This is a genomic window from Campylobacterota bacterium (assembly GCA_020633995.1).
Classification (GTDB): domain Bacteria; phylum Babelota; class Babeliae; order Babelales; family RVW-14; genus JACKCO01.
Map to the genome: position 1 here is coordinate 226,860 of JACKCO010000003.1, position 13,797 is coordinate 240,656.

At 40.5% G+C, this 13,797-nt stretch carries 11 protein-coding genes and 1 tRNA gene; all 12 read left to right on the top strand.

All coding sequences use genetic code 11. From position 1 onward, the window contains the following. Positions 1–94 precede the first annotated feature (94 nt). The 12 genes from H6679_00815 (at position 95) to H6679_00870 (ending at position 13,767) form a co-directional block, all read left to right on the top strand. Positions 95–721, top strand: a complete 627-nt coding sequence (locus H6679_00815; GenBank protein MCB9492797.1) for a hypothetical protein — start codon at positions 95–97, stop codon at positions 719–721. 13 nt (positions 722–734) lie between these two features. Beyond that, the gene (locus tag H6679_00820) at positions 735–2,627 is read left to right on the top strand and encodes a transketolase (GenBank protein ID MCB9492798.1); all 1,893 of its coding nucleotides are present in this window, start codon (positions 735–737) and stop codon (positions 2,625–2,627) included. Between the two features lie 74 nt (positions 2,628–2,701). Beyond that, positions 2,702–3,442, top strand: coding sequence for an ankyrin repeat domain-containing protein (locus tag H6679_00825; GenBank protein MCB9492799.1), 741 nt, complete (start codon positions 2,702–2,704; stop codon positions 3,440–3,442). A gap of 142 nt (positions 3,443–3,584) precedes the next feature. Further along, positions 3,585–4,256 (top strand): ankyrin repeat domain-containing protein, encoded by a 672-nt coding sequence (locus tag H6679_00830; protein MCB9492800.1) that lies wholly within the window; start codon positions 3,585–3,587, stop codon positions 4,254–4,256. 21 nt (positions 4,257–4,277) lie between these two features. Then, entirely contained in the window at positions 4,278–5,117 is an 840-nt protein-coding gene (locus tag H6679_00835; protein ID MCB9492801.1) for an ankyrin repeat domain-containing protein, read from the top strand. Positions 5,118–5,239: 122 nt separating this feature from the next. Further along, positions 5,240–5,317 (top strand) — tRNA-Asp (locus H6679_00840). Between the two features lie 264 nt (positions 5,318–5,581). After that, positions 5,582–7,258 carry a hypothetical protein gene (locus H6679_00845; GenBank protein ID MCB9492802.1) on the top strand — a complete coding sequence of 559 codons (1,677 nt, stop codon included), beginning with the start codon at positions 5,582–5,584 and terminating at the stop codon, positions 7,256–7,258. Positions 7,259–7,267: 9 nt separating this feature from the next. Continuing rightward, the gene (locus H6679_00850; protein MCB9492803.1) at positions 7,268–8,503 is read left to right on the top strand and encodes a hypothetical protein; all 1,236 of its coding nucleotides are present in this window, start codon (positions 7,268–7,270) and stop codon (positions 8,501–8,503) included. Beyond that, positions 8,487–9,647 carry a hypothetical protein gene (locus H6679_00855; protein MCB9492804.1) on the top strand — a complete coding sequence of 387 codons (1,161 nt, stop codon included), beginning with the start codon at positions 8,487–8,489 and terminating at the stop codon, positions 9,645–9,647. Before H6679_00850 ends, H6679_00855 begins: the two co-directional genes overlap by 17 nt. A 69-nt stretch (positions 9,648–9,716) precedes the next feature. Then, positions 9,717–10,988 (top strand): hypothetical protein, encoded by a 1,272-nt coding sequence (locus H6679_00860; GenBank protein MCB9492805.1) that lies wholly within the window; start codon positions 9,717–9,719, stop codon positions 10,986–10,988. A 42-nt stretch (positions 10,989–11,030) separates the two neighbouring features. Continuing rightward, positions 11,031–12,434, top strand: a complete 1,404-nt coding sequence (locus H6679_00865; protein ID MCB9492806.1) for a hypothetical protein — start codon at positions 11,031–11,033, stop codon at positions 12,432–12,434. A 28-nt stretch (positions 12,435–12,462) separates the two neighbouring features. Next, a complete protein-coding gene (locus H6679_00870; protein MCB9492807.1) occupies positions 12,463–13,767 on the top strand; it encodes a hypothetical protein in 1,305 nt (434 codons plus the stop codon). Positions 13,768–13,797 lie beyond the last annotated feature (30 nt).

A 13,797-nucleotide genomic window follows, 5' to 3' on the forward strand; every position in this document is an offset into this window, starting at 1 on the left:
AACATAACCAAAAAAGCAGTCGTTTTAATTTTGTGTTAGGCTATACGTTCTTACAACATTTAAAAAAAATGATTTTGTTCTAGAAAGGCCACCCATGACAATAGTACAAAAACAACCGACAGCAACTCCAACAAAGCCCGATGAAAAAATTCTTGTCGTTGCACGCAAAAACTTGTTCGCAGCAACAACACCACAGGGATTTGTTTCCATCGACAATTTCAAAGAGTTTGAAACAAACATTGATGCTCACAAGGAGTTTATTTGGCGCCAAGCAGCAGAACAAGATCCAAGTTACAAACAAATTATTCCTTATTTGGTTTTTAAATATCAAGAAAAAATTTTTCTCATGCAACGCCCCGAAAAAGCAGGCGAACAGCGCTTAAAAAATAAATATACCCTTGGCATTGGTGGGCACATTAGAGAACAGGACCTAACACACAATTCTATTTTTGAATGGAGCAGACGCGAATTTACCGAAGAGGTAAACTACAAGGATGACTTTTCAATAACGCCACTTGGTTTAGTTAATGATGAAAGCAATAGCGTTGGCCAGGTGCACGTTGGCTTTGTTTTTTTACTTGAAGGCAGCAGCGACAACATTAGTATCAGATCAGAACTCAAACACGGCTCACTACTAACCATTGAAGAGTGTGCAAAACAATATGACAACATGGAAACGTGGAGCCAACTCGTATTCAAACATCTTGAGAAAACATACTAAAGGAGAACTGATTATGCCAAACACCCACGCTATTGACCTTGCACGGCTTGAATATCACGCACTACAAATTCGCATCGATTCCATTCGTGCAACAAGCCAAGCCGGCTCCGGTCATCCAACATCATGCCTTTCAGCTGCAGATATTGTCAGCGCACTTTTTTTTCACGTACTGTGCTATGATTTAAAAAATCCAGAGCATCCGAACAACGATCGGGTTATTCTTTCTAAGGGACATGCTATTCCTGTGCTGTATGCAGCATGGAAGCAGCTTGGGGTCATTTCAGACCAAGAACTACTTAGCTTGAGAAAGTTTGACTCCGTACTTGAGGGACACCCAACAAGCCGCTTTGCATACAATGAAGCTGCAACAGGATCCCTTGGACAGGGGCTCTCGATCGGGGTTGGTATGGCTCTTAATGCACGCATGCGCGAGCTTGATTACACAACTTACGTTATTTTAGGTGACGGCGAAGTTGCAGAAGGTAGTGTGTGGGAAGCTGCTGAGCTTGCCGCTCACAATAACGTCGACAACTTGGTTGCAATACTCGATTGTAATCGCCTTGCCCAGTCTGGATCGAGCATCCACGATCATGATGTAAAAAAATATGCTCGCCAATTTGAAGCATTTGGCTGGAACACATGCATTATCGATGGACACAATATCACCGATATTGTTGCAGCCCTTGAACACAGCAAAGAACAAAGTGGTAAGCCGAGCATGATCATTGCAAAAACATTTAAAGGTCATGGCATAGCAGCAAGCGAAAACAAAGATGGTTTTCACGGAAAACCATTTGAGCTCGACGATATACAAAGTCTTATTGATCAACTCAACACAACATTTTCTTCTGCTTCAAACTACGCCCCAAGCTCTCTTTATGCACCATCTGAACCAACCCCAGCTGACGCGCACGAAACCAAGACTCCACATATTCCTGATATTGATTTAGCACACGATGACAATAGCGCAGAGTTTACAGCTGATAAAAAACTTGCAACACGTAAAGCATTTGGCTATGCACTTTCTGCGCTTGGCCATACAAGCAACTCAATTATTGCACTCGATGCTGATGTACAAAATTCGACATTTACTGAAATGTTTGCGCAGGCTTTTCCTGATCGTTTTATTCAATGCTTCATTGCTGAACAAAACATGGTAGGCATTGCAACAGGTTTACAAGCTCGTGGCTTAATTCCCTTTGCTGCAACATTTGGAGCTTTTTTTACTCGTTGTTACGACCAAATTAGAATGGCTGGCATCGGCCGCAACGCCCTACGCCTATGCGGTTCACATAGCGGGGTATCAATTGGTGAAGACGGTCCATCACAAATGGCACTTGAAGACATTGCAATGCTCAGCACAATACCAGATTCTATCATTCTATACCCATCTGACGCTGTTGCTACATACAAACTTACCAACTTGATGGCGCAGTATCACGATGGCATTTCATACCTACGTACAACACGCGCAGCAACCCCAGTCCTTTATAAGAAAGACGAAGAATTTAAACTCGGTGGCTGCAAAGTTTTACGCCAAAGTGACAATGACCAGGTATGTATAATCGCAGCCGGCATTACTCTGCATGAGGCACTAAAAGCACACGAGCAACTTAAAACTGAAGGCATCATGGCCGCAGTGATTGACCTATACTCAGTCAAACCACTTGACAACCAAACAATAAAAAAAGTTGCACAAAAAGCTGGCAATCGTGTTATCACTGTTGAAGATCACTACCTACAAGGCGGTATTGGCAGCCTCGTCGCGCATGCATTAAGCACAACAAACATTGCCGTCCAGTCTTTGGCTGTCAAACAACTTTCTCGCTCAGGCAAGCCTGAAGAGTTGCTCGCTTACGCCAAAATCGATGCTGCAGCAATTGTAGAAAAAGTGAAAGAGAAATAAAATATTGCCTCACCTTACACCATCCTTGTAAGTTATAGCAAAAATCGAATACTACCTGTAAAAGAGGAAGATTTATGAACAAAATCACAACATTGGCAATGGGTGTGCTCATTACCGCACTAGCCACTTCATGTTCAGCAAAAAGCTTGGAGATTGAAAATACAAATGAAAATCACTCAATTATATTCGAGGAAAACGAGTGGTCATTTCCAAAGCCATATACCCTACTCAGATCAAATGACCATGTTATTTTACTCAATGAAGTAATTCGCTATCAAAGTGAAAACATCGAATACATAAAACAACTTATCGCTGAAAGCAAAAATCTTGACGAATTCGACTGTAGTGGCCACGCGGCACTACACATCGCTGTAATGAAAAAAGAAAAAGAAATTACTCAATTGCTGCTCGACGCCGGAGCAAGCGTTTCACTCATCGACCAATTTGATTGGACACCTTTGCTCCATGCAATATGGGAGAAAAACCGGGAGATAGCACAAGAACTACTGAGTCGTGGCGCTGATATAAACGAACCAATCAAAGACGGCATCACGCCACTACATTACGCAGTTTCATGGGGAGCTGAGAGTGTTAAATTTGTCTTAAACCTCAATCCCAACATCAATGTTCAAGACAAAGAGGGGCTAACACCACTCCACCGTGCAACCTTGGGCAATAATCTTGAAGTTATTGAATTACTACTTAAACATGGCGCGAGCAAAACAATTACTGACAGCAAAAACAGAACCGCTGCCGATCTAGCTGTTGAACACACCTGTAGAGATATGATCACTACTTGGCACAATAACACGTAAATTATACGAGTAAGCAGGGCAACAGTCCTGCTTACTCACTTCTTTCTGTTAATCTCACATAAACTCTTGCGCTTGTTTTAAACTCGTTCTAGGCTCTTAGCAGGTTTATAATTTTTCATTCTCTACAAAAAAGGAGAGGGTCATGAAAAGAACTTCTTTACTGCTGGTTTGCCTCCATTCAATTCTTACGCTTTGGACTCCTCTGCTCGCACATGAAGATAATCCTTATCCGCTGCATGAAGCCATTTACGCATACAACACATACTGGATAAACGAAAACCTTGCAGCAATCGATCAACTCATAACAAGCAACGCTGCAAACCTGGACGACTTCAATGATGAAGGATATGCTCCCCTACACATTGCAGTATTTGAAAACAGATTTGATGTTGTCAAAAAGCTTGTTGATGCCGGCGCGGACGTTAATCGCCAAGACTTTTTTGATTGGACCCCTCTACTGCATGCAATTAATGGACGCAACCGTAAGACTGCAAATTTTTTAGTCGAGCATGGTGCCGATATAAACATGCCTATCAAACACGGAGAATGTGCCCTTCATTTTGCCATACGCTGGGGTATCATGCACGTTGAATTTGTTTTGGAATACAAAGCCGATATTAATGTAGCAGATAATGCAGGATGGACTCCGCTCCATGGTGCTGCTGCCTACAAAAATCCTGAGCTTGTCAAACTGTTACTTGATCACGGAGCAGATCGCAAACGCACAGACTTGAAAAAACGAACTCCACAAGAACTTACCACCGATGAAGAGTGTATTAAGCTGCTAAAAACCTATTTTCCAGAAAACGAATAAAAAAGCGATACATAACAACCCATGGATAGCTTTTGGAGTGCTCTTACAAAAACAGCAGCCGTCTGTACCTCTCTGGTACTTGCCCCAACTCAACAAACCTTGCATGATATAGCACTCTGTGCAGCAGCACAAAACAATGATGTTCAGTCAGCATCAAGGCTCTTGACCAGTTCAAAAGCTAGCATTAACACTCAAGACCCACTCGGCAGAACACCGCTGCGCATCGCTGCACTTGAAGGTAATGTTGAAATGATACGGCTTCTTCTTAAACACCATGCACATACAACAATGCCCGACAACGAGGGCTGGACGCCCATGTTTGCTGCCATATCCACCAATAAACCTGCAGTAGTCGAAGCACTTCTCGAGCACGATCAAACACTTGCCAACACAAGAAACAATAAAGGCCTTATGCCTTTGCACAAAGCTGTCAGTGACTACACACAAGACACGCAAGAAGCTCGTAAGGCCATCATCATGATGCTCCTAGCATATGGTGCTCAAATCAATGCTCCCATTAAAAACCCTGAGAATAGGTGGGGTAGCACGTATGCCTATCAAGTCATTGCAACACAAAATAATATCATCATCCCTGACAACGAAGGCTGGACTCCTCTGCATCAGGCAGCAGATGCCTGTTCGCGCAACGATGTAACGAGAAATCCATATAAAGAATTACCCGATTACCGCATTGGTGATACTGATGTTATTGAACTCCTTCTCAGGAACGGTGCAGACCCCAAGCTTACTGACTATAAGGGCCGCAGGCCGCAACAGCTAGCAAAATCAAAGCGCGTGCTCAATGCCTTTGCCCCGAATTATCGGCCTGTAGCAATACCTCAGGTCACAATCATTGAGTAACCGCTCCAATAGGTTTTTGCAATAAATCGCTGCCAAATAAGCTTTTTACTTGAAAAAATAAATTTGTATGGCACAATAGTGGTACTTCCTGACCATATTTGGTCCAAAGATGTTTATGGTGGGGGGCTGTAGCTCAGTTTGGTTAGAGCGTCCGCCTGTCACGCGGAAGGTCGCGAGTTCGAGTCTCGTCAGCCCCGCCATAATTATCGAGAACTTCTTCCCTGCCGGCTTTTCCTTTACTCTCTCATTTTTCTTTTTCTAAATAATTGCACCAACCGTGTTTTTTATAGAAGACTACAGGTGTTACAACGAGCAATGCCTCGAGCGTAAATACAAGTTGTCACGGTAGCGTATCACAAAACCGCTTCCCTTTATCTATCCCCTGAATTTTTTTCAGGTTCCAGGAATGCATAGGATTCTGAAAAAGCCCGACAAGATACACGGAAGCGTAGAGGAGTCTTGTTATGAAAATATTCAGCAGACAACCTTTTGTGCTCAATCCTACAAAATTCATGCTATCTCATGTTTTTTTCACGTTGCTTGCACTGTCCACAACCAACGTTCGTAGTGCAGAGACATCTCAGTTGCTCGCTATAACTCAGGTAAGCAGCCAAAATGAAAAAGAACATGAAAAAACAGCCGAAACCACAATCCCAAAACTGCGAGAAATAGTATCCAAGATGATTGCCAACAAAATTGACCTTGGTTACAATGAAGAACTTTTTGGGCAGCTTTGTGAGTATCCAGAGTTTTTGGCAGAAGTTGGCTTAAGCCAAAAACCAGAGAGTGTTATTCATCTGTTGACTGTCCTAAAAGAACGCTTTTACCCAAGCTATGTTTTTAAAACACTTCAGGCAGAAAATAAAGCCGTTACAAAAGACCTCGGTCCAAGATTACGGCTTGGCAGTCAGTGCGTACAAAGTGTCTTGCTACCGCCAGAAAGAGAACCTTTCGGCGCCAAACAAAAGCAAGACTTTATACATCAAATAATCTGTAAGTTTTACTCACAACTACTTGCTGCACACAAACCTCTTGCCCAGTTTTCTTTAAACAAAGGCGCAAATACCATCGTTATTAGCTCAGACCTGCGCTACATGTTTATTTCAAGTAATATGGGTCATCAACGCGAAGTCAACATGTATGACCTTAACGCTTTGTTAACGAACAAAGTGGCATACATCACCAAGTTTTCATACGGAACAATCACTCCTTATTCTGTAAAAATAAGCGCATGCGGCACGTACCTTTTAACTGGAGGTGATGGCATAATTCGTCTCTGGAGTGTACCAAAACTGGCAAACAACCACAGAAAGCCCGATGGTGCTCGACTCAAGGCACTACCCAGCGAAGGATCAGCAACATTATCTGCCAATTTCAGCCCCAACGGAAAATATGTTTCGATAAGTAACTTTGACGGTAACGTTATGGTTTACGACCTAGAACAAATACTCACGCTCACAAGTAACCCTGAGCGAGCATTGGTCGTTAACATTTGCCCAGAAGAAAGCAAACCAATTGCTGTAACATCATTTAGTCCATGTGGTCAATACCTGCTTGCTTCATGTAATAACGGCATAACCAACATTTGGAATATCCAAAATCTGATTACACAAGCTGAGACAGGTCAAGTAAAAAATATCACCCACAAACAAGCCGCCCCACACCTTGTTGCAAAATTTGAGAGCAACTCTAAAAACCCCTCTAGCAGCGCATTTTCACCTCATGGAAACTTAGTTATTACCACATCTAACAAGGCTTTGTACATCTGGGATTTTAAAACTCTTGCCAACAAGCAACAAGATGGTGAAGTTATCCCTATCGCAAAAGTACTAAGCGAGGGACTTTACTTCTCGTATGCTTTTAGTCCTTGCCAGCGCTACCTGCTCATCGGTGATGGGAAAAAAACAATGCATCTGTACGATGTTCCAACACTCCTACAAAATCCTTCAAATCAAGCTCGTGCTCAAATTTTTGAACAGGCATTTGATAAGGAAATAAAAACAGTTTCTTATAGTCCTAACGGTGATTTTTTTTGTATCGGAACCAGCAATTTTTGCTATATTTTACCCTCCATAAGCTATTTCGAAAAAAAACAGTTTGAAACAATTAATACATTGCTTCTTAAAAAAGTAACTAACTAGCTAAAGAACATGAATATTTCGACGAAACACACTTTTTTTGTTTTTATCATTTTAATAACGTACTCCGCTCTTGCAATGGACATAGAACAACAAACGCAAAAAAATCTTGATACGATTGAAACAAACTTCCAATATTTACTTAAACACCATCCCAGCTCGCTACTGGAATGTTTTAAGGATAGCTCATCCCTGCAATGCGTAGCAATTAGCAACAATGAAGAATATATCGCCTTAGCATCTGCACGTGGAACCATTGCTATTTATAGTAGACTCACTAAAACTCATACGATGTTTGCCACTGATCAAACAAATATAAGAAAAATTGCTTTTAGTTACAACGGAAATCACCTTTTTGTTTTATCTGACAACAGCGTACAACGCTACCTTCTTTCAGGGGAACTAAGACATATGTGGCCTTCACCAACTCCTCTTTTGAATATGGCCTTAAGTGCAAATGGGAAAACCCTTCTGATAGTTTCAGAGCAAGGGATACATCTTTTTTCAAGCTCAGATCTTTACCAAATAACTTCAATCGACTATAAAACCAACGTCTCAAAAACACTTTTCAGTCCAGCAAAATCATACATTGCAATTTTATGTGCCTCAACAAGTAACCTGTTTCTCTACAATTTCCACGCAAAAAAAACAATACTCCTTGCACATCCAGGACACGTTTTTGATATGGTCTTCAGTCCAACTGAAAAAAAACTTGCAACATTATATAAAGACAAAGGAGACTGTGTTAAGCTCTGGAACTTTGCAGGGGTATGTCTTGCAACCTTAAAACAACCTTATGGTACCCACACATTTAAATTCAGTGAATGTGGCAAACTCTTAATCGTTGGAACAGGTAACGAACTGCGTACTTTTTGTACAACAACGGGAAACTTAGTTGCCACTACTCAAGCCGGCATACGTCCTATCGAAACAATAATTTCAGTACCAAAAAGTAACTATTTTTTAACCGCACAAAGAAACAGCACTGACATAACACTATGGACTGTAAAAAACGGAGTCCCAATACTTATTGCTCCAGTTACTTTTCCAAGCGTATTTCTCATGCCATGCTGTAGTAGTAATAGAATAATGCCAAGTCCACTAGGCTCGTTTTGTATTTTCTTCAACCAAAATATAGTTTATCAATATCCACTCCCAAGATTCTTTAGTACGGTGGACAACGACAATATTCAGATGCTGCTAAACGACAAAAACATAAAAGGTGCGTGTAATGAAAATCTCAACTAAAGCCGTTCTTATTTTTTTTCTATCAACACTTACTCAAACTTCAACAAAAGCTAATCTTGGTAAAAAAATAGTTATTCTTGCCCTTGCAATACTCACCAGCGCAACAACTTACCCTGCCGAAAAACAACAACACCTGTACAACTTTTTGTGCTACCTCAAACAAACCGTACCCGAATCAAACCACCCAAACATTGTTAGGAGCGTTGCTTTTGGTTACTATGGAATATTACTAGAAACATACCTCAGACAACACGAAAGAATAACGCTACCTCACAACGCATACATCAACTCAATAGCTTTTAACCCTTCTGGAACGCTCATCGCTACTGCCTGTGACGATGGGACCACAAACATATGGGATATTTGCGGAATTATTATTTGCCAAATCCCACAAAAAAACAAACGCGCCTATGCCATTGATTTTACTTCAGACGATCAAATCATGACAATTTACTACAACAATCCTTGCCAAATCAAACTATGGAATACCAAGGGGGAGTTAATAGAAAGCCGTGAATTTCCAGAAGCGGTTTATAGACTCTTTGCAACCTCAGATCTATCTGTCATTTCGACTGCATCAGCACTGGGCATAAGAGTAGTAGAAGTACACACTCCTGAAAAAAAATTTCTTATAGAGCACAATGATGAAATTAATTCTGTAGTCTTTAGCCATGACAAACAATACATCGCTACTGCCTCCGATGACGGCACTACAAAAGTGTATACCCAACATGGCGAACTTATTAAAAAAATTTCGCATGGCAACTGGATCACTGGTGTTACCCTTAGTCATCACAACAATTTTATAATAACAACATCATCTCGAAACGGAGAAATTAAAATATGGGATTTTAATGGTAACCTGGTAATAAAGCTATCAGCCGAAGACACAGTTACCAATGTTGCAATAGATCCCTATGAAAAATTTTTCGTAACAGATTGCAGCTGGCTTGTAACCCTAGACGGAAAAATTCTTAAACGACTAACCCCAAATGCCAACAGCAAAGTATTATTTAGCCCAGATGGAAAACTTATCGCTCTTGCTTGCGTAAAAAAGTCTACAGTTAAACTATTCCCATCGCCACATTATTTTGCACAACTTGCTTTTGACGAACTCATTGACCTACTCTTCCCCGAACAGTAGCTTTATCAAATTGGCGATTTTTTTTGATGTGCAGTTTTAATTCATTAACACCATAGAAAGCATTTAGACATGCTAAAAAAAATAATTATCCTTACCCTTGCAGCACTCATTAACACCACAACTCACGGTGCAGAAAAACAGCAACATCTGTATAACTTTTTGTGCTACCTCAAACAAACTGTTCATACAGTCAATCATCCAAATATTGTTAGGAGCATTGCTTTTGGTTGCTATGAAGCACTACTTAACGCGCACATCAGGCAACACGGACAGACGATTTTACAACACGACTTGCAGGCAAGTATTTGCTCAGTTTCCTTCAGCCCCGATGGCACGCTTATTGCAACTGCATCAGATGACTGCACTGCAAAATTATGGAGCCCTGATGGCAACCTTATTGCAATCCTCGACCATAACGACTGGGTCCCCTCTGTTTCATTCAGCCCTGATAGCACACTTATTGCAACTGCATCACGTGACCACACTGCAAAACTATGGAACCGTGACGGACAACTCGTTGCAACCCTCAATCATAATGACCGGGTCAACTCTGTTATATTCAGCCCTGATGGCACACTCATTGCAACTGGATTATACAACTTCAAAACAGAGCTATGGAGCCGCAACGGACAACTCATTGCAACCCTCAATATCGATAACGGCTGGCTCAACTCTGCTGCATTCAGCCCTGATAGCACGCTCATTGCAACTACATCAGAAGACTGTATTGCAAAACTATGGAACCGTAATGGACAACTCATTGCAACCCTCAATCACAATGACCACATCAACTCTGTTTCATTCAGCCCTGATAGCAAACTTATTGCAACTGCATCAAGTGACCACACTACAAAACTATGGAACCGTGACGGACAACTTGTTGCAACCCTCAATCATAATGACCGGGTCAACTCTGTTGTATTCAGCCCTGATGGCACACTCATTGCAACTGCATCATATGACCGCACTGCAACACTATGGAACCGTGACGGACAACCTGTTGCAACCTTCAACCATAACCGCTGGGTCGACTCTGTTGTATTCAGCCCTGATAACGCACTCATTGCAACTGCATCAGGTGACCGCACTGCAAAACTATGGAACCGTGACGGACAACTCATTGCAACCCTCAATCATAACGGCTGGGTCACCTCTGTTTCATTCAGCCCTGATGGAACACTCATTGCAGCTGCATCAATTGCAATTGTATCAGAAGTTGACGACACAATAATCTTATGGCCTGCACCTGATTACTTTGCACAACTCACGCTCGACGAGCTCATCGAACTGCTTTTCCCAGAACAAGCTCATTGGCTTTATCAAATTAGCGATGTTTTTTGATGTGCAGTTTTAATTCATTAACACCATAGAAAGCATTTAGACATGCTAAAAAAAATAATTATCCTTACCCTTGCAGCACTCATTAACACCACAACTCACGGTGCAGAAAAACAGCAACATCTGTATAACTTTTTGTGCTACCTCAAACAAACTGTTCATACAGACAATCATCCAAATATTGTTAAAAATATTGCTTTTGGCTGCTATGAAACATTGCTAAGACTCTATACTCAAAAATATGGAGTTATTAAAATAGAAAATGACGAAGCAGTTGGAAATGTTCTGTTCAGTCCTAATGGAAAACTTATTGTATGTGCTGCCTGCCCAAAACCTACTGTTACAATACACTCATTGGAAAGTAGGCACTCAGTAAAACTTAATCATGACAAAGTAATACACAAAATCGAGTTTAGTCCATGTAGCAAATTAATTACTACAATCTCACGTGATAAATCTGTTGCAAAACTATGGAGTATCAAAGGAGATTTGGTCGCACAATTACAACACGATGGCTTAATAAGCGATATTACATTCAACCCTTGTAACAAACTCATAGCAACCGCATCACACGATGGATCTGTCAAACTATGGAGTCATGAAGGAAAACTTTTAAAAAAACTTATACACAACGGCACAGTTCCCCTCGTCGTTTTCAGTGCAAATGGAAACCTTTTAGCAACAGCATCAAAAAAAACTCTCAAACTATGGACATCTGACGGAGATTTACAGCGCAATTTAGAGCACCCGGAAGAAGTGAAAAGTTTTGTTCTTAGTCCATGCGAAAAATTTATTGCAGTAGCAACACATGATAACAATTCTCCTCTATCTTACTTATATCTCCGAAACATAAACGGAGAATATATTACAAAGACAGCACAGCTAGTCAATACTGGGCCTCCACAATTCAGTCAATGCGGAAAATTTCTTGTCACAGTACCACCAGGTCAAAGCGTCCAGCTATTGCACACGGATGGGAAAACTACTACTAACCTTCCTCACCCCAAATTTGTATCCGGTGCTTCATTGAGCCCATGCGGAAAACTTGTAGTCACAACGGACCACGATGGTGCCGCTTATTTATGGAAAACTAACGGAGATTTCTTACAAAAACTAAACACAGATCTTGAAAAAAGTATAAGTACAAATTACCTTACCACTTGGTTCAGTCCATGCGGAAAATTAATCATACTCATGGAGAAATATTTCATGCATGCATTATGCAAGGCAAACGGAAAACTCATTACAATTGCTCCTGAAGACACGACCCCTTTACCAACGTTCAGCCCATGCTCAAACTACGTATCATTTCCTCTAAATGATCGCGCTTGTGTCATTTTCCCTGCTGTAAATTTTTTTTCACGATTTACCCTTGCCGAATTGATTGACCTACTCTTCCCCGAACAGTGGCTTTATCAAATTGGCAATGTTTTTGATATACAAGTTTAATCAATTTAACTCATAGAGATGTCTAAACGTGATAAAAAAAATAACAATCCTCTCCCTAACTTTGCTCATTAGCTCAATAACTTATGCCACCGAGCAAAGTCCAACTGAAATAAAAGATAACCAAGAAACAGAAGAGAATAACACCACACCCAGCCTATTTAACTTAGCAATCATTGGTCTTGCACAACATGCTCAACCTAAGCTAACTTCAACACGTAGACAGTTCTTAAATATGCTCTATGAACTTGTATGGCAAAAGTACGGAGTTATCTGCACCGAACCAAACCAACTAAACAACCACAATGAATTTACATCATTATATCCACTCCAAAAAATCCAGCACAAAAATGAACATTATTTTTATGATCAAGCAGACTATCCTCTCAATGCCCTACCTTGCCACATCAAAAAAGAACTAGCTCCACATCTTGCACGTACACACTTTTTTAAGCTTTTTAAAAAAATATGCGCCATGACTTCAAGCCCCAAAACTCGTATTTTTGGAAAATTTAATCTTTACTCAAATCATCAAGTTGTTGGGCTCTCATGCAAGGAGCAAGAAACTATAATCAAAGCATATGACTCTTGGCAAGGAGCTTTTTTCCTCGATACCTTTGACCATTCAAAAATTTCTTGTACTGTAACACCTCTTGAGAATTTTAGTCTTACCTACACAACAACACAAAACTGCGCAAGCCATGAGCTCTATTCAAAAGTTGAGTCACTCTATCCAAGCATTAAAAAACTATGTGGTGATAATACTAATTCTAGAATCGTTTTTAGAGAAATAGATCCTTCTTCTACATATTTCGCATTAACCATATGTACACCTAAACACTGTGACGATAGCAGCTGCAGAGTATCTCAACATCATACTCACGATGAATATGAAACTTTTGTTGGGAAAATCGCTAAAGACAACATCACAAAACCATATATAATTCATTCCCACCAAGCACCTATACAAGGATGTACATTTTTACCCGGCACACAGCAAGTAATGATTCATTATGAAGATGGTTCTGTAAGACTATGGAATTTTAACAAGAAAATGTTTTGGGATTTTGGATGTATGCAAAAAATACTCATCAGCCCCTGTGGACAATACATGTTGGCAGCCAAAAAAAACAAAACTATTTTTTTTACTATACAAAAAGTAGAAAAAGATACTGATATATTCACTTTTCACGGCCTAAATGCTAAACATTTTTCTTTTGATCCATGTAGTAAATATTTTTGTATTGCGACAGATAGATATTTTGTTCGCCTTCCTCTTTCAGCTTATTTTGAACAACTAAGCCTTGAAGAACTGGAAGATATTTTGTCTTATTGATTAAGTGGTAATCATTCTAAGTTTTGGCTA

What these genes read in the sequence shown, in the direction of transcription:
- H6679_00830 (MCB9492800.1), top strand. Translation starts at nt 3,585, where the DNA reads ATGAAAAGAACTTCTTTACTGCTGGTTTGCCTCCATTCAATTCTTACG.
- H6679_00835 (MCB9492801.1), top strand. Translation starts at nt 4,278, where the DNA reads ATGGATAGCTTTTGGAGTGCTCTTACAAAAACAGCAGCCGTCTGTACC.
- H6679_00855 (MCB9492804.1), top strand. Translation starts at nt 8,487, where the DNA reads ATGAAAATCTCAACTAAAGCCGTTCTTATTTTTTTTCTATCAACACTT.
- H6679_00820 (MCB9492798.1), top strand. Translation starts at nt 735, where the DNA reads ATGCCAAACACCCACGCTATTGACCTTGCACGGCTTGAATATCACGCA.
- H6679_00845 (MCB9492802.1), top strand. Translation starts at nt 5,582, where the DNA reads ATGAAAATATTCAGCAGACAACCTTTTGTGCTCAATCCTACAAAATTC.
- H6679_00815 (MCB9492797.1), top strand. Translation starts at nt 95, where the DNA reads ATGACAATAGTACAAAAACAACCGACAGCAACTCCAACAAAGCCCGAT.
- H6679_00865 (MCB9492806.1), top strand. Translation starts at nt 11,031, where the DNA reads ATGCTAAAAAAAATAATTATCCTTACCCTTGCAGCACTCATTAACACC.
- H6679_00825 (MCB9492799.1), top strand. Translation starts at nt 2,702, where the DNA reads ATGAACAAAATCACAACATTGGCAATGGGTGTGCTCATTACCGCACTA.
- H6679_00850 (MCB9492803.1), top strand. Translation starts at nt 7,268, where the DNA reads ATGAATATTTCGACGAAACACACTTTTTTTGTTTTTATCATTTTAATA.
- H6679_00860 (MCB9492805.1), top strand. Translation starts at nt 9,717, where the DNA reads ATGCTAAAAAAAATAATTATCCTTACCCTTGCAGCACTCATTAACACC.